The organism is Mesorhizobium sp. P2_F7 (assembly GCF_056403695.1).
Window position 1 is genome coordinate 18,526 of record NZ_JBFUFA010000022.1, and the last position, 16,937, is coordinate 35,462.

At 64.5% G+C, this 16,937-nt stretch carries 20 protein-coding genes and 1 pseudogene; 13 read left to right on the top strand and 8 right to left on the bottom strand.

Annotation, left to right across the window (positions count from 1 at the left end):
* Positions 1–121 precede the first annotated feature (121 nt).
* The 5 genes from AC1DZ8_RS32385 (at position 122) to AC1DZ8_RS32405 (ending at position 5,168) form a co-directional block, all read left to right on the top strand.
* Complete coding sequence (locus AC1DZ8_RS32385) at positions 122–571, top strand: thiol-disulfide oxidoreductase DCC family protein (RefSeq protein WP_477402325.1); 450 nt, start codon at positions 122–124, stop codon at positions 569–571.
* Positions 572–634: 63 nt separating this feature from the next.
* Positions 635–2,305 (top strand): DUF4166 domain-containing protein, encoded by a 1,671-nt coding sequence (locus AC1DZ8_RS32390; RefSeq protein ID WP_477310551.1) that lies wholly within the window; start codon positions 635–637, stop codon positions 2,303–2,305.
* Between the two features lie 141 nt (positions 2,306–2,446).
* Positions 2,447–2,815, top strand: a complete 369-nt coding sequence (locus AC1DZ8_RS32395) for a YciI family protein (protein WP_477310549.1) — start codon at positions 2,447–2,449, stop codon at positions 2,813–2,815.
* A gap of 7 nt (positions 2,816–2,822) precedes the next feature.
* Positions 2,823–4,067 carry an RNA polymerase sigma factor gene (locus tag AC1DZ8_RS32400; protein ID WP_477310547.1) on the top strand — a complete coding sequence of 415 codons (1,245 nt, stop codon included), beginning with the start codon at positions 2,823–2,825 and terminating at the stop codon, positions 4,065–4,067.
* A 150-nt stretch (positions 4,068–4,217) separates the two neighbouring features.
* Positions 4,218–5,168, top strand: a complete 951-nt coding sequence (locus AC1DZ8_RS32405; protein ID WP_477310545.1) for a 2-hydroxyacid dehydrogenase — start codon at positions 4,218–4,220, stop codon at positions 5,166–5,168.
* Between the two features lie 128 nt (positions 5,169–5,296).
* Here the strand turns inward: AC1DZ8_RS32405 and cysK are convergent, their stop codons facing one another.
* Both cysK and AC1DZ8_RS32415 read right to left on the bottom strand, forming a co-directional pair.
* Positions 5,297–6,277 carry a cysteine synthase A gene (gene cysK, locus AC1DZ8_RS32410; protein ID WP_477287049.1) on the bottom strand — a complete coding sequence of 327 codons (981 nt, stop codon included), beginning with the start codon at positions 6,275–6,277 and terminating at the stop codon, positions 5,297–5,299.
* Positions 6,278–6,451: 174 nt separating this feature from the next.
* Positions 6,452–7,069 carry a LysE family translocator gene (locus AC1DZ8_RS32415; protein ID WP_477310542.1) on the bottom strand — a complete coding sequence of 206 codons (618 nt, stop codon included), beginning with the start codon at positions 7,067–7,069 and terminating at the stop codon, positions 6,452–6,454.
* Between the two features lie 221 nt (positions 7,070–7,290).
* Here AC1DZ8_RS32415 and AC1DZ8_RS32420 point away from each other — a divergent pair, with 221 nt between their 5' ends.
* The gene (locus AC1DZ8_RS32420) at positions 7,291–8,229 is read left to right on the top strand and encodes a hypothetical protein (protein WP_477310540.1); all 939 of its coding nucleotides are present in this window, start codon (positions 7,291–7,293) and stop codon (positions 8,227–8,229) included.
* On the opposite strand, the gene AC1DZ8_RS32425 is transcribed toward AC1DZ8_RS32420, so the two are convergent.
* The 3 genes from AC1DZ8_RS32425 to hrcA all read right to left on the bottom strand — a co-directional run bounded on the left by AC1DZ8_RS32425 (position 8,208) and on the right by hrcA (position 10,973).
* Positions 8,208–9,551, bottom strand: a complete 1,344-nt coding sequence (locus AC1DZ8_RS32425) for a PQQ-dependent sugar dehydrogenase (protein WP_477402329.1) — start codon at positions 9,549–9,551, stop codon at positions 8,208–8,210. The genes AC1DZ8_RS32420 and AC1DZ8_RS32425 overlap by 22 nt on opposite strands.
* A gap of 103 nt (positions 9,552–9,654) precedes the next feature.
* The gene (locus AC1DZ8_RS32430; protein WP_477287041.1) at positions 9,655–9,858 is read right to left on the bottom strand and encodes a hypothetical protein; all 204 of its coding nucleotides are present in this window, start codon (positions 9,856–9,858) and stop codon (positions 9,655–9,657) included.
* A 29-nt stretch (positions 9,859–9,887) separates the two neighbouring features.
* Positions 9,888–10,973: a heat-inducible transcriptional repressor HrcA gene (hrcA, locus tag AC1DZ8_RS32435; protein WP_477310935.1), complete on the bottom strand. Its 1,086-nt coding sequence runs from the start codon at positions 10,971–10,973 to the stop codon at positions 9,888–9,890.
* Between the two features lie 232 nt (positions 10,974–11,205).
* Here hrcA and rph point away from each other — a divergent pair, with 232 nt between their 5' ends.
* The 5 genes from rph to AC1DZ8_RS32460 all read left to right on the top strand — a co-directional run bounded on the left by rph (position 11,206) and on the right by AC1DZ8_RS32460 (position 14,735).
* Positions 11,206–11,922: a ribonuclease PH gene (gene rph / locus AC1DZ8_RS32440; protein ID WP_477310937.1), complete on the top strand. Its 717-nt coding sequence runs from the start codon at positions 11,206–11,208 to the stop codon at positions 11,920–11,922.
* A gap of 264 nt (positions 11,923–12,186) precedes the next feature.
* Positions 12,187–12,597: a VOC family protein gene (locus AC1DZ8_RS32445; protein WP_477310939.1), complete on the top strand. Its 411-nt coding sequence runs from the start codon at positions 12,187–12,189 to the stop codon at positions 12,595–12,597.
* Positions 12,597–13,244 carry an RdgB/HAM1 family non-canonical purine NTP pyrophosphatase gene (gene rdgB, locus AC1DZ8_RS32450; protein WP_477310941.1) on the top strand — a complete coding sequence of 216 codons (648 nt, stop codon included), beginning with the start codon at positions 12,597–12,599 and terminating at the stop codon, positions 13,242–13,244. Before AC1DZ8_RS32445 ends, rdgB begins: the two co-directional genes overlap by 1 nt.
* Position 13,245: 1 nt before the next feature.
* Positions 13,246–14,403 carry a radical SAM family heme chaperone HemW gene (hemW, locus tag AC1DZ8_RS32455; RefSeq protein ID WP_477310943.1) on the top strand — a complete coding sequence of 386 codons (1,158 nt, stop codon included), beginning with the start codon at positions 13,246–13,248 and terminating at the stop codon, positions 14,401–14,403.
* An 8-nt stretch (positions 14,404–14,411) separates the two neighbouring features.
* Complete coding sequence (locus AC1DZ8_RS32460; RefSeq protein WP_477310945.1) at positions 14,412–14,735, top strand: low molecular weight protein tyrosine phosphatase family protein; 324 nt, start codon at positions 14,412–14,414, stop codon at positions 14,733–14,735.
* Positions 14,736–14,801: 66 nt separating this feature from the next.
* Here AC1DZ8_RS32460 and AC1DZ8_RS32465 read toward each other — a convergent pair whose 3' ends face one another.
* Complete coding sequence (locus tag AC1DZ8_RS32465) at positions 14,802–14,990, bottom strand: hypothetical protein (protein WP_477310947.1); 189 nt, start codon at positions 14,988–14,990, stop codon at positions 14,802–14,804.
* Between the two features lie 7 nt (positions 14,991–14,997).
* Positions 14,998–15,201 carry a hypothetical protein gene (locus AC1DZ8_RS32470; protein ID WP_477310949.1) on the bottom strand — a complete coding sequence of 68 codons (204 nt, stop codon included), beginning with the start codon at positions 15,199–15,201 and terminating at the stop codon, positions 14,998–15,000.
* 189 nt (positions 15,202–15,390) lie between these two features.
* Here AC1DZ8_RS32470 and rsmI point away from each other — a divergent pair, with 189 nt between their 5' ends.
* Both rsmI and AC1DZ8_RS32480 read left to right on the top strand, forming a co-directional pair.
* Entirely contained in the window at positions 15,391–16,296 is a 906-nt protein-coding gene (gene rsmI, locus AC1DZ8_RS32475; protein ID WP_477310951.1) for a 16S rRNA (cytidine(1402)-2'-O)-methyltransferase, read from the top strand.
* Positions 16,289–16,666 carry a YraN family protein gene (locus AC1DZ8_RS32480; protein ID WP_477402333.1) on the top strand — a complete coding sequence of 126 codons (378 nt, stop codon included), beginning with the start codon at positions 16,289–16,291 and terminating at the stop codon, positions 16,664–16,666. Before rsmI ends, AC1DZ8_RS32480 begins: the two co-directional genes overlap by 8 nt.
* A 30-nt stretch (positions 16,667–16,696) precedes the next feature.
* Here the strand turns inward: AC1DZ8_RS32480 and AC1DZ8_RS32485 are convergent.
* Positions 16,697–16,937: pseudogene (locus AC1DZ8_RS32485) on the bottom strand (ISAs1 family transposase); the annotation flags it as partial.

The following is a 16,937-nucleotide window of genomic DNA, read 5'->3' on the forward strand; positions in this document are numbered from 1 at the left end:
TTGAAGCGACCGGAACACTACCGGGTCCTCATTGCGGCCACCACGCCCGACCATGAAGTTTCGTGTGCATCGATCCGGAAGCGCCGTTAGATTGGCCTGCACACAACCAGCCGGGGCCATCGTGACCGACCTGCGTGAAACGAACGTTCCGTCCGAGCCGGCTCACTTCGATGCCAGCCAGCCGTTGATCGTTTTCGATGGCGTCTGCGTGCTGTGCTCGGGCTTCGTGCGCACTGTGGTCCGGCTCGACCGCAAAAGCCGTTTCCACTTCGCCACCGCGCAGTCGCCCTTCGGCGAGGCACTGTTTCGCAAATACGGGCTGCGCACCGACAGCTATGAGACCAATCTGGTCCTCATCGGTGACGCGCCTTTCTTGCGGCTGGACAGTCTCATTGCCGTGGCGAGCGAACTCGGCTGGCCGTGGCGGGCGGCGAAAATCTTGCTGCTTCTGCCGCGCCCGTTGCGCGACTGGCTCTACGAGCGCATCGCCAAAAACCGCTACGCCATCTTCGGCCGCAAGGACAGTTGCGAAATCCCGTCTCCCGCGATGCGGTCGCGGATGATCGGCTGATCCCATGTCGCCCAAAAGTGACCTCGGTTTTGGGAAAACGACATGCATGGAGGCGACAGCGCGATGAGGCTCCTGGTCGTCGGCGGCTATGGCATTTTCGGCGGCCACATCGTGCACTTGCTGGAGAGCGAACCGCGCCTGACGCTGATCGTCGCCGGGCGCTCGCAGGCCAAAGCCGAGGCCTGGTGCAAAACTCGCAACGGTGCGGCAGCGGAGCTCCTGCCGGCGCGTTTCGATCGCGACGGCGACCTTGCGGCCCAACTCGCATCGCTCAAGCCGGATTGCGTTGTCGATGCCAGCGGCCCGTTCCAGGCCTACGGCGCGGGCCGCTACCGGCTGATCGAGGCCTGCATCGCGCAAGGCATCAACTACCTCGACCTCGCCGATGGGTCGGATTTCGTCGCCGGCGTCTCCGCCTATGACCAAGCGGCGCGCAAGGCCGGCCTGTTCGTGCTGTCCGGCGTGTCGAGTTTCCCGGTGCTGACCGCAGCGGTGGTGCGCCGTCTCTGCGCGGGCATGGCGCGGGTCGACACGATCCGCGGCGGCATCGCGCCGTCACCCTATGCCGGTGTCGGCGAAAATGTCATCCGCGCCATTGCCGGCTACGCCGGCCAGCCGGTGGAGCTGAAACGCGACGGCGGCAAGGTGCAGGGCCATCCGCTGACCGAGCAGATGCGCTTCACCATTGCGCCGCCGGGCAAGGTGCCGCTGAAGAGCACGTTGTTTTCGCTGGTCGACGTGCCAGATCTGCGCGCGCTGGCCGAACTATGGCCCGAGGTAAGAACAATCTGGATGGGCGCCGGGCCTGTTCCCGAAATCCTGCACCGCGCCCTGATCGGCCTTGCCTGGCTGGTGCGGATCGGGCTGGTGCGGTCGCTGTCGCCGCTGGCGCCGCTGATGCACTGGGCGTCGAACCGGCTGCGCTGGGGCGAGCATCGCGGCGGCATGTTCGTCGAAGTGGAGGGGACGGGCACGACAGGCGAAGCGGTCAAACGCTCCTGGCACCTGCTGGCCGAGGGCGATGACGGGCCGCTGATCCCGGCCATGGCGGTCGAGGCGCTGGTGCGCAAGGTGCTGGACGGACAGGCGCCGGCGCCGGGCGCTCGTGCAGCGGTGCGCGACCTCGAGCTTGACGACTATCAGACGCTGTTTGCCAGCAAGACGATCTATACCGGCTTCAGGGACGACACTGCCGACACCGAAAAGCCGCTCTACCCGCAAGTGGTCGGCGACGCCTGGAGCACCCTGCCACAGGAAATCCGCGCCATGCATGAGCGCGTTGGAGCGGCTGAGGGTCGCGCCAGCGTCGAGCGCGGCGCCGGTATTCTTAGCCGGCTATCCGGCTGGCTGGTCGGATTTCCTCCCGCCCGCGCCGACATTCCGGTCCGGGTTCGTTTCGACGCCGGCAAGGATGGCGAGACCTGGACGCGAACTTTCGGCGACCACACTTTCTCCAGCGATCAGTTCATCGGTAAAGGCCGGTCGCAGCGGCTGTTGTGCGAGCGCTTCGGCCCGCTGAGCTTCGCCATGGCGCTGGCGGCAGAGCAGGGAAGACTGTCGCTCGTGCTGCGCCGCTGGAGCTTTCTCGGCCTGCCGCTGCCGATGTGGCTCTGCCCGCGCTCGGCATCCCATGAGCGCGTCGAGGACGGCCGCTTCCGTTTCCATGTCGAGATCTCGCACCCGCTCACCGGGCTGATCGTGCGCTACCGCGGCTGGCTCGAGCCGAAAGCCTGATCCCGGCGAAAAGCTGGCCCTTGCGGAAATTCGTGGTGAAGACGAAAGTTTTTTCGCGGCGCCTGTCGAAAACGGACGTGGCCACACGACATACGTCCGGCACGCAACGACGCGGCCTTCCTAACAAACGGGAGAAGACCCATGCGATACATGCTTTTGATCTATGCGAACGAAGCGGCGATGGCGGCCGCGCCGAGCGACAAGACCTACGAGATCAGCACCGCCTACGGCGCCTACACCGAAGCGTTGCAGAAATCCGGAGCGTGGCTCGCCGGCGACCGACTGAAGCCGACCCAGCTTGCCACTGCGGTGCGGACGTCCAACGGCAAGACCAATGTGCTCGACGGCCCCTACGCCGACACCAAGGAGCAGCTTGCCGGTTTCTACATGATCGAGGCCGCGGACGCCGACGCGGCGATCGCATGGGCAGCGCGCTGTCCAGGCGCCAGCGCCGGCACCATCGAGGTGCGGCCGATCTGGGAAATGACCGAGTACCCCTCGCAGAAATGATCCAGTGATGGACAGTCGACCGGAGATCGCGCGCGCGGCGGCCGAGGCGGCCGCCCGGCAAAGCTACGGCAAGCTCGTCGCCTGGCTCGCGGCGCGCACCCGCGATGTCGCCGGCGCCGAGGACGCGCTGGCGGATGCCTTTGCCGCAGCCCTTGAGCGCTGGCCGAAAGCCGGCGTGCCCGAAAAGCCGGAGGCCTGGCTGCTGGCCGTGGCGCGCCGCCGTGGCGTCGATGCGGTGCGCCGTCGGCTGACCAGCGAGGCGAGCCGCGACCATCTCAAGCTGATGGCCGAGGAGATGGAGGCAAGCATGCAAGACGAAGACCTGCCCGACGAGCGTCTCAGGCTGATGTTTGCCTGTGCCCATCCTGCGATCGAAGCCAGCGTGCGGGCGCCGCTGATCCTGCAGACGGTTCTGGGTTTCGACGCAGGAGCAATCGCCTCGGCCTTCCTGGTCTCGCCGGCGACGATGAGCCAGCGCCTGGTGCGCGCCAAGAGCCGCATCCGCGAGATCGGCATTCCGTTCCGCGTGCCGGAGCGGGCCGAGCTCGGCGAGCGGCTGGATACGGTGCTGGAAGCGATCTACGCGACTTTCGCCGAAGGCTGGACCGACCCCGCCGGCACCGAAACGAGAGCGCGCAATCTGGCGACCGAAGGCATCTGGCTCGGGCGGCTGGTGGCGTCGCTTATGCCGGACGAACCGGAAGCGCTCGGCCTGCTGGCGCTGATGCTGTTTGCCGAGGCGCGGCGTGCGGCGCGGCGCAATGACGACGGCGACTACGTGCCGCTGGCCGATCAGGATTGCCTTGTGTGGGATCACACCTTGATCGACGAGGCCGAGGCGCTGCTCGGCCACGCCGCGACCATGGGCGTCATTGGCCGCTATCAGCTTGAAGCGGCCGTGCAGTCGGTGCACGCGACGCGGCGGCGAACCGGCCAGACCGACTGGGCGGCGATCCGAAATTTCTACGATGCGCTGTCGGTGATATCAGGCTCGCCGGTGGTGGCGATCAACCGCGCCGTGGCGATCGCCGAGACCGATGGGGCAGCGGCAGGTCTGGCTGCGCTCTACGTGCTCGGCGATGACAAGCGGCTCAACGACTATCAGCCCTACTGGGCAGCCCGCGCCGGCCTGCTGGCCCGGCTCGGCAATACGCCGCAAGCGGTCGAAGCCTATGACCGGGCGATCGGGCTCGAGCGCGACCCGGCCGTGCGGCGGTTTCTGCAGGCGAAGCGGGCGATCCTGCGACATTGAGTGGCAGGGAACGAAGCCGCCGCCCGGACGCGTATGAACGCCATTTTGCCGAGGCCTGGCCTTGCAACTGGTGCCAGTTTGCGCAAACCTCAGCCTCAACAGACCGGTCATCCGGCGGATGCCTGATTGCCTGAACCTGGGAGGGGCGAAGTGTCCGGCGGGCCCATTACCGTTCTCATGGTCAATGAGTATCCTGATTACATTGATGCACAAGTATGGGCTGCCGAGCTGAAAACCCGCGTGCCGCAGCTGGAGTTCAGGCTTTGGCCAGACGCCGGGAATAAAAGTGACATAGATATTGTGCTGATCGACAAGGGCGCCAGTCCTGGCTTTTTTGACGCCATGACGGGGCTAAGCGCCGTCGTCTATTTGGGGGCCGGTGTCGAGGGTATTGATCTTCAGAGCTTTCCCAAGGGTGTTCCGCTCATCAGGCTCGCAACGCGTGAGCAGGCTTCGGAAGTGGTGCAGTACATCGTCCTTCGCGTTCTCTGCCAGCAACGGCATGTTGCCGATTACATGGGTCTGCAAACTCGCAAGGTTTGGAATCCGCTCGCGCCGCGGAAGATCTCCGAGACACGAATCGTTGTGCTGGGTGCGGGCCGGATCGGCGGCTGGGCCGCAAAGCTGTTTGCGGACCTGGGCTACAACACGGCAGTCTGGTCTCGCCATCAAAAGACACTTCCTGGCATACATAGTTACTTTGGCCGCGCCCAGCTTGCGGACGCACTCGCAAGTCGGGACTACGTTGTCTGTTCGCTTCCCCTGACTGGTGACACTCGTGGGATACTGAACTCCAGTGCCTTTGGAAAAATGAAGCGAGGTGCCTACCTTGTGAATGTCGGCAGGGGCGCGCATGTCAACGAAGCCGACCTGATCCGCGCTCTCGACGAAGGTCAGCTTTCTGGTGCTTGTCTTGACGTGTTTGAGCGTGAACCCTTGGAGGCTTCATCGCCGTTGTGGATTCATCCCAGAGTGACCATCACACCTCATGTTGCGAGCTTCTGGGTGGATTCTGGAATCGACCAGGCCGCCGATCTCTGCGGTCAAGTCGCACGAGGAGAGCCTTTGTCCAACAAGATCGACCTCGAACGGGGCTATTGAACCGAAGTAGTGTCTTTCCCCACTTTAGCAGGTTCCGATCTTCACGAAGCGCGGCCATCAGCGCGCGCGTCACCCGGCTGATGCAGAGAGCTCCGAATCTCTCGGGCCTCTGACAAAGGGCCGCCGACCTAAGCCCCCAACCCGTCGAACAAAATCGTCGACAGATAACGCTCGGCGAAGGACGGGATGATCACCACCAGGTTCTTGCCCTTGTTCTCCGGCCGCGAGCCGACGACGATTGCCGCCTGGAGTGCGGCGCCCGATGAGATGCCGACCGGCACGCCTTCGAGGCGGGCGACGAGACGGGCGTTGGCGACTGAATCCTCGTTGGAGACCTTGACGATCTCGTCATAGATCGAGGTGTCGAGGATCTTCGGCGCAAAGCCGGCGCCGATGCCCTGGATCTTGTGCGGGCCGGGCTGGCCGCCCGACAGCACCGGCGAGGCCTCCGGCTCGACGGCTACGACATGGACCGAAGGCTTGCGCTGCTTCAACACCTGGCCGACGCCGGTGATGGTGCCGCCGGTGCCGATGCCGGCGACGAAGATGTCGACCCCGCCGTCGGTGTCGTTCCAGATCTCTTCGGCGGTGGTGCGGCGGTGGATTTCCGGATTGGCCGGGTTTTCGAACTGCTGCGGAATGACGGCGTCGGGCAAGGTGGCGGCCAGTTCGTCGGCCTTGGCGATGGCGCCCTTCATGCCCTTGGGACCTTCGGTCAGCACCAGTTCGGCGCCGAGCAGCGCCAGCATCTTGCGGCGCTCCACCGACATGGTTTCGGGCATGGTCAGGATCAGCTTGTAGCCCTTGGCGGCGGCAGCGAAGGCGAGCGCGATGCCGGTGTTGCCGGAGGTCGGCTCGATCAACGTCGTCTTGCCGGGCTTGATGCGGCCCGATGCTTCCAGCGCCTCGATCATCGAGACGCCGATGCGGTCCTTGACCGAGGCGATCGGGTTGAAGAATTCGAGTTTGGCCAGAAGGTTGGCGACGACGCCCTTCTCCTTGGCGAATTTGTCGAGCCGCACCAGCGGCGTGTCGCCGATCGTCTCGGTGATCGAATTGTAGACGCGGCCGCGGCCGGGCACGCGCGGCGAAGAGACGGGCTTGTTCATTGGTTTCGCTCCCAAGTCAGGCAATTGGCATCGGCGGACAGAATAGGGCTTTCGACCGCGCAAGATAGGCTGCCGCCCGAAAATATCGAGTGGGGCGCTTGCTGAAAACGCGTTGCTCCCGGAAACGCATTTTCCGGATGGCCCGATTGGCGGAATGGATTGGCTGAAACCGATCTACTGGCGGGCGGCAATCGCTGCCGCGGCTCCAACCATGAAGCCGGCGGCGGTGCGGTTCAGCGCCTTCAGCGCGCGCGGCGATTTCAGGAACCAGCGCGCCTTGGCGGCCAGCGCCAGATAGGGCACCAGCACCACGAACAGCACGATGACGGTGAGCGCGGCCAAAATGCCGTAGTCAGCGAGCGTAATGGTCTTCAGGTCGACGATGGTCGGCGTGATGGCGAGATAAAAGATCATCGTCTTCGGATTGCCGAGCGTGACGGTGAGGCCGGCAAGGAAGCTCGATATCAGGCCGCCCTTGCCTTTCCTGGCCTCGACCGTCTCAGGCGTGATCCCTGCGGTCCAGAAACGCCAGCCGAGGAAGGCGAGATAGGCGACGCCCAGCCATTTGATGGCCAGAAACACCATGCCGAAGGTCTGCGCGACAAAGGCAAGGCCGAGCACCACGGCGGTGAGGTAGGTGAGGTCGCCGAGCATCAGGCCGAACGACATGGCCAGCGACGAGCGGAAGCCGGAGCCGAGCGCCCGCGCCACAAGCGCGGTGACGCCGGGGCCGGGAATGGCGGCGGCGATGCCGAGTGCGGCGCTGTAAGCGAGAAAGCCGGTGATGGTCATGACGGTTTGCACCCCGTGAACGGCCCCTGATGGCATGAAAGCCGCCAGGGGTAAAACGGATTCGATTGCGCCAGCGGCTCGAACGGTCGCCCGGGCACAGCCGAAAAGAGAGATGGTTCACTTACGCGCCGGGGAAGAGCGGCTATCCCCCATCCGCCCCACCGCACGTTGCAATCCCTATCAGCTGCGCGCCCGCGCAGTTACACCGGCCGGAGCCGCCCATGCTAGCGAAACGACTTCACATCCAGCTTATGCAATGGATGCCCAACAATTATTCCGAGGCGCGCGGTCACGAGCTGGAATGGTATCTGTGGTTCGAGGGGCGGCAGGCTTTCAGCCTGTTCGACAAGGGCGCCAGCGATGTCGTCCAGGCGCCAGGCTACTTTACCGACAGCCGGAATCCCGGCGCCCACCCCGTTCGTCCGATGATCTATCCGCTGGTCGTCAACAACCGCTTCAAGGTGCGACTGGTCGCGTTGGAGCGCGACTCCCCGGACCCTGGCGATACCGCCAAGGGCGAATTCTACATCGACCTCGATACCAAATATCCGCCGGTTTCCGATTGGCGCATCATTGCTGCCGATCCGCGCAACACCGACCTCAACGTCGAGGCGTCGTTCCAGCTGCAATGGCTGGACTATGTCGATACCAATGAGATCCCCGACGCCGGCGTGCCGCGCATCGTCGACAAGTCCAACTATCCCTATCCGTGGGGCGCCGAAGTGATGGTGTTCGAGCACTGGCTCGGGCTTGGCCGCAAGGCAGCGCTCAAGCTGGTCGACCGGAACCGCGCATCGCGCCGCGAATACTGGATGATCAACGGCAATGCGGCCCGGCGCATGGTGCAGGACGTCTATCGCTTCAACGTCAACGAGCTGGGCGTCGCCAACGACACGATCAGCAGTGTTTACGTGCCGAAGCTCAAGGACGGCCACGCGACGGTGACGCTCTACGAACACGATTTCAACGACGGCCACTTTGCGCAAGGGGCGAAGAAGTCCTTCGGCTCGGTCGGCCTCTTCAATCTCAGGGATACCGGATTCGATGACCGCGTCTCATCGGCCGAGGTGATTCATACCTATCCCAAGGCGATCCATCGGGACGTGCATTGGGGCAGCGCTTTGCCAAATCAATCGGCTCAGGACGGTCCGTCGACATGAGTGATGCGCCAGATGGTGCCGTTGGCGTCCTCGGTGACGATGAGCGCACCGTCCCTGGCCACCGCGACGCCGACCGGTCGGCCCCAGACGGCATCATCGGACAGAACGAAGCCGGTGATAAAATCCTGATACTCGCCGGTCGGCTTGCCGCCGCTGAATCTGAGCCGCACCACCTTGTAGCCGGTGCGCACACCGCGGTTCCAGGAGCCGTGCAAGGCGACGAAGGCATCGCCCCTATACTCAGCCGGAAAATTGCTGCCGTCGTAGAAGACGATGTTGAGCGGCGCCGAATGCGCCTGCATCAACACGTCGGGGATGGTTGCCTTACCGGCAAGGTCGGGACGCTCACCCTTGCGGCGCGGATCCTCATTCTTGCCGATGTAGTACCAGGGCCAGCCGTAGAAGGCGCCCTCCTTTATGGTGGTTGCGAATTCGAACGGAATGTTGTCGCCGAGCGAGTCGCGCTCGTTGACGACGCACCAGAGCGCGCCGGTCGCCGGCTGCACGGTCATGCCCGAACAATTGCGCAGGCCGGTGGCGACGATGCGGCCATTCTTGCCATCGGGGTCGAAGGCCAGCACATCGGCCCGGCCGTCCTCCTCGCCCCATGCGGCACCCAGCGGCATGGATTTGATCCAGGCGTCGAGGCCGCCACGCGGTTCCTTCTCCATGCCCTCGGCGATATTCGATTCGGAGCCGACCGAGACATAAAACGCCTTGCCGTCCGGCGAGAAGGCGATGTCGCGAGTCCAGTGGCCGCCCGAAGGGATGTTGGAGACAATCGTCTCGGGTTCGGCTGAGGCTTTAAGGTCGCCGTTGCGATAGGCAAAGCGGACCACGCTGTCGCTGTTGGCGACATAGACCCACTGCGGGTCGTCTCCCGAAGGATAGAAGGCGATGCCGTAGGGTCGGCTCAGGTTGCTGGCAAAGATCGCTTTCTGAGCCGGTTTTGCGCTGCCCTTTCCGAGACGATAAACGCGTATTTCGTCGTCGTTGCTGTTAGCAACAAACAGGTCGCCATTCGGCGCGACGCGAACGACTCGCGGGTTGGCGATACCGGAGGCGACAAGCTCGGCTGTAAAACCCGGCAGCACAACTGGATTGGCGCCTTCGGGCCTCTCCGCCACGCCGGGGCCATTGGATGCGGACTCAGTGACAAACGGCGCCTGCAGGTCTTGCGGCCCGATCAAGCGACGCACGCCTGGCTTATCCGCTTTCCAATCGCCGAAAGCGTCCTTGCCGGTCAGCAGCGGCTGGTCCTCAGCGAAGGCACTGGTGGCCACAAGCAGGGCAAGGCTCGCGAAGCCGGCAATCCGAATCATGCTGTCCTCCTCGAATTCACGCCGGTCGGGGCGTCATGCAAAGAAGAGATATTGTGCGAGCGCCACAAAAGAGAAGCGTGCGCGCAGATTCAAGCGAAACCCGTCAGCTGTCTTCTTCCTCGACGTCGAGATCGTCGTCGAGCCGCTTTTCCAGCTTCACGAGATCGTCCGGCAGCGGCAGGCCCATGGCGCGCATTTCGCGGAGCTTTTCGCGCAGCTGCTCCTGGATTTCGTGCTCGTCCTCGGGCTGGTTGACCATTTCCTCGAGCAGCAGACTGATTTGGGCCTTGAACGATTCAAGCGCCATTCTGCGCCCTCCTTTGCGGTGATGCCGACTTATCTCAACATGCGCGTAATCAGCTGCGCCGTATAGTCGACCATCGGCACGATGCGGGCATAGTTGAGGCGTGTCGGGCCGATGACGCCGAGCGCGCCGACGACGCGGGCGTCCTTGTCGCGGTAGGGCGCCACCACCAGCGACGAGCCGGAGAGCGAAAACAGCTTGTTTTCCGAGCCGATGAAGATGCGCACGCCGGGGCCGTCCTCGGCGAGGTCGAGCAGCTGGATCAGCCCGTCCTGCGTCTCCAGGTCCTCGAACAGGTGCCGCAGCAATTCGATGTCGGCCTGGGCGGTGACGTTTTCCAACAGATTGGCGCGGCCGCGCACGATGAGGCGCGCCGGCAGGCCGCTGTCGGCGCCCGCCCACACCGCCAGTCCCTTCTCGACCAGCTCCTGCGACAGCGTGTCGAGGGCGGCCCTTGTCTCGTCCTTGATGCGGGCAATCTCGATGCGCGCCTCGGCGAGCGTCCGGCCCCTGATATGGGCGTTGAGGAAGTTGGAGGCTTCGTGCAGCTGCGAGACGGTGATGCCGGCCGGCAGGTCGACGACGCGGTTCTCGACATCGCCGTTCTGCGACACCATCACGGCCAGCGCCTTGGTCGGCTCGAGCTGGATGAACTCGATGTGCTTCAGCGCCACCTCGTTCTTGGTGGCGAGCACCAGGCCGGCGCCGCGCGACATGCCCGACAGCATCTGGCTGGCCTCGGTCAGCATGTGTTCCAGCGTCGCGCCCGAACCGGAAGCGCGCACCTGTGCCTCGATGACGCGGCGTTCCTCGTCGGAGAGATCGCCGAGCTCCATGAAGGCATCGACGAAGAAGCGCAGCCCGGTCTGCGTCGGCAAGCGTCCGGCGGAGATGTGCGGGGCATAGATCAGGCCGAGATGTTCGAGGTCGCTCATCACGTTGCGGATGGTGGCCGGCGACAGCGACGACGGCAGGATGCGCGACAGGCTGCGCGATCCGACAGGCTCACCGTCCTTCAGATAGGACTCGACGATGCGCCGGAAAATGTCGCGCGAACGCATGTCGAGCGACTGCAGCGCGGGCGCCAGCAGGCTGGGTTCGGTGACTGCCTTGGTCATTCGGGCCAAAAACCTCCGGCTAAAGGATATAGACTTCCTTCGCCCCTACGCAACCCGCTGCCGCACTTGCGGTCAGCGGCGTCTGTGTCAGATCGCCCGGCGTCGCTCTTGCGATCGCCCAATGCTGTATGCGGTCGCGGCGCCGCGATTGCGGCCATTTTCCTTTGCGCCATGGCCTGCATGCGTCTACAAGCCGCCGACGCAACTGCAAAAAGAACAGAAAGAGGCCTCGATGCGCCCCTCCAAACGCCAGCCCGACGAAATGCGCGCCATCTCCTTCGAGCGCGGTGTGTCCAAACATGCCGAAGGCTCGTGCCTGGTGAAGTTCGGCGACACGCATGTTCTGTGCACGGCGAGCCTGGAGGAAAAAGTGCCGGGCTGGATGCGCAATTCCGGCAAGGGCTGGGTGACGGCCGAATACGGCATGCTGCCGCGCTCGACCGGCGAACGCATGCGCCGCGAAGCTTCTGCCGGCAAGCAGGGCGGCCGCACGCTGGAGATCCAACGGCTGATCGGCCGCAGCTTGCGCGCCGTGGTTGACCTGCAGGCGCTGGGCGAACAGCAGATCACGGTCGACTGCGATGTCATCCAGGCAGATGGCGGCACCCGCACGGCGTCGATCACCGGCGGCTGGGTGGCGCTCTACGACTGCCTGCGCTGGATGGAAGCGCGGCAGATGGCCAGCGTTGCCAAGGTGCTGAAAGACCATGTCGCGGCGATTTCCTGCGGCATCCATGACGGCCAGCCGGTCATCGACCTCGACTATATCGAGGATTCGTCGGCCGGCACCGACGCCAATTTCGTCATGACTGGCAAGGGCGGCATCGTCGAAATCCAGGGCACCGCCGAGGGCGAGCCTTTCTCGGAAGGGCAGTTCGCGGAGCTGATGGGCCTGGCGAAGAAGGGGATACAGCGCCTGGTGAGTTTGCAGCAGATGGCTGTGGCCTGATCCTCCAATGCCGAGCCTGGACACCCCCCTCTGGCCTGCCGGCCATCTCCCCCTCAAGGGGGGAGATTGGATGTCATCTTGGCCTTCGCCAATCGCCAACGCTGAAATGTGGGCAGCAGCCTCGAAGCTGCTGATCTCCCCCCTTGAGGGGGGTGAGGAGTGGTCCGCGCAGCGGACGGGAAGCCAATTGCTTGGCTTTCCGAGCGACGAACGCCCGGAGCGTCAGCGAAGGGCCGGGACCGGCAGGACAGAGGGGGGTGCCTCGTGACGCCCTCTGCTATCCTTGAATCAGCTCTATACGTCACCGATCTCGCCGCCGCCGAAGCCTTCTACCGCGACATCCTCGGCCTCGACCTGCTCGGCAAGGTCGATGGCCGCCATCTCTTCTTCCGCTGCGGCGCCGGCGTTTTGCTGATCTTCAACGCCGAGGCGACCAAAATCCCGCCGGCGCCGGATGCACGGCTGAAAGTGCCGCCGCATGGCACGGTCGGCGAGGGCCATCTCTGCTTTGCCGCAAGCGCAGAGGAGCTCGCCCGCTGGAAGGCGCAGCTTGAGGCGAAAAACGTCGCCATCGAAAGCGAATTCGAATGGCCGCAAGGCGGGCGCTCGATCTATATACGCGACCCCTCGGGCAATTTGATCGAGTTTGCCGAGCCACGGATCTGGGGCCTTTGATGCATTCTCTCGATGGAAAGAAGATCGTCGTCGCCAGCCACAATGCGGGCAAGCTGCGCGAATTCGCCGATCTGATGGGTCCGTTCGGCTTCGAGGCGAAGTCGGCCAAGGACTACGGCCTGCCGGAACCGGACGAGACCGGCACCACCTTCGAGGAAAATGCCTACATCAAGGCCTTTGCGGCGGCTGAAGCCACCGGCCTGCCGGCGCTGTCGGACGATTCCGGCCTGTGCGTCGATGCGCTCGACGGCGCACCCGGCGTCTACACCGCCAACTGGGCCGAAACCCCGGAAGGTTCGCGCGATTTCGGCATGGCCATGCAGCGCACCGAAGTGGCCTTGCAAGAAGTCGGCGCCGCCCAGCCGGCGCAGCGCAAGGGCCGCTTTGTTGCCGTCATCTGCCTCGCCTTCCCAGACGGCGAGGCCGAATATTATCGCGGCGAGGCTGAGGGAACGCTGGTCTGGCCGCCGCGCGGCGAGGTTGGCTTCGGCTATGACCCGGTGTTCTTGCCGGACGGCTTCGACAAGACGTTTGGCGAGATGAGCGCCGAGGAAAAACACGGCTGGAAGCCCGGCCAGCCGACGGCGCTTTCGCACCGCGCCCGCGCCTTCCAGAAATTCGCCCGCGCCCGACTTGGTTCGGCCTGAGATGTTGACCGACCGCAGCCCGGGCTTCGGCGTCTATATCCATTGGCCGTTCTGCGCGGCCAAGTGCCCGTATTGCGACTTCAACAGCCATGTCCGCCACCAGCCGGTCGACCAGGAGCGCTTTGCCCGCGCCTTCGAGACCGAGCTGAAGCATATGCGCGAGCGCACCGGGCCGCGCGACGTCACCAGCATCTTTCTCGGCGGCGGCACGCCGTCGCTGATGCAGCCGCAGACGGTGGCGGCGGTGCTGGATGCGGTGGCGAAGAACTGGACGGTACCGGACGGCATCGAGGTGACGCTGGAAGCCAATCCGTCCTCGGTCGAGGCCGAGCGTTTTCGCGGTTATCGGGCCGCCGGCGTCAACCGTGTGTCGCTCGGCGTGCAGGCATTGAACGACAAGGATTTGCGTTTTCTCGGGCGGCTGCACAATGTCGAGGAAGCCTTGCATGCCATTGGGCTCGCCCGCGAGATCTTTCCGCGCCTTTCCTTCGATCTGATCTATGCCCGTCCCGGCCAGACGCTGGACGCCTGGCAGGCGGAGCTCGAACAGGCGATCGGCCACGCCGCCGACCATCTCTCGCTCTACCAGCTGACCATCGAGGAAGGCACGCCGTTCCACGCACTGCACGCGGCGCACAAATTCACCATTCCCGACAATGACCGGGCGGCCGACCTTTACGCGCTGACGCAGGAGGTCACCGCGACGCATGGTTTGCCGGCTTACGAGATTTCCAACCACGCCAGGCCAGGCGCCGAGAGCCGGCACAATCTGACCTATTGGCGTTACGGCGAATATGTCGGCGTCGGGCCGGGTGCGCATGGCCGCTTCATCGAAAACGGCCACCGTACCGTCACCATCGCCGAGCGGATGCCAGAGACATGGGCCAATCTGGTCGAGGCCAAGGGCCATGGCATCACCGGCGGCGAGATCCTGACGCGCTCGGAGGAGGCCGACGAGTTCCTGCTGATGGGGCTGCGGCTGGCGGAAGGCATCGACCTCACCCGCTACGAAGCGTTTTCCGGCCGCGGCCTGTCCAGCGCGCGGCTATCGGTGCTGCAGGGCGAGGGGCTGGTGGCGCCGATCGGCAATGCAAGGCTGCGCGCCACGCCGGCCGGCATGATCGTGCTCGATGCCGTGGTCGCGGATCTGGCGCGGTAAGCTCAACGATGAGGAACGTCCTCTTCGTCTGCAGCCAGAACCGGTTGCGCAGCCCGACCGCCGAGCAGGTGTTTTCCAAGCGCCGGGATATCGAGGTGGCCTCGGCCGGCACCAACCACGATGCCGATACGTCGCTGACGCATGAGCTGGTGGCGTGGGCCGACATCATCTTCGTCATGGAAAAGGCGCATCGCACCAAACTGCAGAAGAAATTCAGGAACAGCCTGAAGAAGGCGCGGGTCATCTGCCTCGACATCCCCGACGACTATGAATTCATGGATCCGGAACTGATTGACCTTCTGAAGGCGCGCGTTTCGCGGTATCTCGGTTGAATAAGGTGCGGGGCGCTTGCACCCGCGTATTCAACCGTCCCGGCCAACCGTAAAAGGTCTGTGGGATCAAGCGTCGTGCTTGAAGCGACGCTTGCCGCGGTCCTTGTCGGCATGCGCGTCGCCGTTCCGGACCGGCTTGGCGTCGGCCTTGTCGCGGCGGACGCTGTGCTGGTCGTTCATCGGATGCGGCGGCACGCTTTCCCTGGCGCTCTTGGTTTCAAGACGGGTGATGAAGATATCGAAGCGGTTGGGCATCGTCCGGTCAGTGCTCCGTCGTGCTTTCGGTGTCGATCTCGATTTCGGTGCGGGCCTCGGCAAGCACGCTGCGCAGAAGCCGCTTTCCAGCTTCCCTGCGGATAGCCTCGTCCCGGGCTTCGGCTGATTGGCTTTTGTCGCGCGGCGCAGCGAAACGCTTGCGCCCGGCATAGTAGGGCTCGAAAACGTCCTGCAATTTCAGGCTGTCCATCCTGTCCTCCTCCTCAAGAGACTCAGGTATTCAATCCGCCGGCCACGGTTTCGTTCCCCACTATGGCAAAGACATGGCGGCCGGATTACTTCCGCGTGAGATTTGGGCCGGAGGTTCGGGCCGGGACGCCGGGGCGTTTTGCAACCGCGCCTGCGCCGTGCCAAACAGGGCCGAACGGAGATGTGAGCGGTGACCGGCGAAAAACGCAGCTATGTGATCGGCCAGACCGAGATGCCGGCCCGACCGCTCGAGCCGGCGCTGTATCTGGTGGCGACGCCGATCGGCAACCTCTCCGATATCACGCTGCGCGCGCTGGAAACGCTGGCCGCCGCCGACATCGTCGCCTGCGAAGACACCCGCGTCTCGCGCGTGCTGCTCGACCGCTACGGCATTCGGCGGCGCACCACGGCCTATCACGAGCACAATGCCGGCGAGGCCGGACCGAAGCTGATCGCGGCACTCGAGGCCGGGCAGAGCGTGGCGCTGATTTCGGACGCCGGCACGCCGCTGATCTCCGATCCCGGCTACCGGCTGGTCGGCGAGGCGCAGGAGCGCGGCCTGCGCGTCGTGCCGATCCCCGGCCCATCGGCACCGCTGGCGGCGCTGACGGCGTCCGGCCTGCCGTCGGACGCCTTCCTGTTCGCGGGCTTTCTGCCGGTGAAATCAGGGCAGCGGCTGACCAAGCTGGAGACGTTCAAGACGGTGCCGGCGACGCTGATCCTTTTCGAATCCCCTCGCCGGCTGGCCGAGACATTGGTCGCCATGGTCGAGGCGCTGGGTGGTGAGCGGAAAGCCGCGATCGGCCGCGAGCTGACCAAGACATTTGAAGAAATGCGCACCGGAACGCTGCAGGGGCTGGCCGATCATTATGCGGCGGCCGACACGCCGAAGGGCGAGATCGTCATCTGTGTCGGTCCTGCCGAGGTCAAGGCGGACCAACCCGCCGACATCGATCGGCTGCTGCTGTCGCTTGCCGCCGAAATGCCGGCCTCGAAGGCAGCGGCGGAAGCGGCGAAAATGACCGGCGGGCAGAAGCAGGCGCTGTATCGGCGGCTGCTGGAACTCAAGGACGGCGGAGAAGGCACCGGTGGCTGAGCGCCCGAGCGCCAGCCGCCAAAAGGCCTATCGGCGCGGCCATCGCGGCGAATGGCTGGCGGCGGCGGCGCTGATGCTGAAGGGCTACCGCATTCTCGCGCGCCGTCATCGCACAAAATTCGGCGAGATCGATCTGATCGCAAGGCGCGGTGACCTCGTGCTGTTCGTCGAGGTCARGTCGCGGCGCACGCTGATGGAAGCGATGGAGGCGATCGGCCACGAATCCGAGCGCCGCATCGAGGGCGCCGCCGACATCTGGCTCTCGCGCCAGCCGGATTACGGAAAACTGTCGATGCGCTTCGACATGGTGGCGGTGCTGCCCTGGCGCTGGCCGGTGCATGTCGAGAATGCGTTTTATGGGCGGAGTTGAAGCCCTTTACCCTCCCCCTTGTGGGCAGGGCTATCGCATATGGCTTAGAGCGTTGATGAGATAGTCGTCATTCCAAGCGCATTTCTTGATGCGATGGCTGATGGGGACTTTGTCTGCATCGGCGAGTTGGAGGATGTTCCTGGCGAGACGGTTTAGGAGCGCGGTGTTGGCAGGGGCGTTGTCTTTGCGGGCGCGGCTGAGGTCCTCATCCAGATGAACATCGAGCATCCAATGCAGGCCGTTCTCGATCTGCCAATGGGCTCTGGTGAGG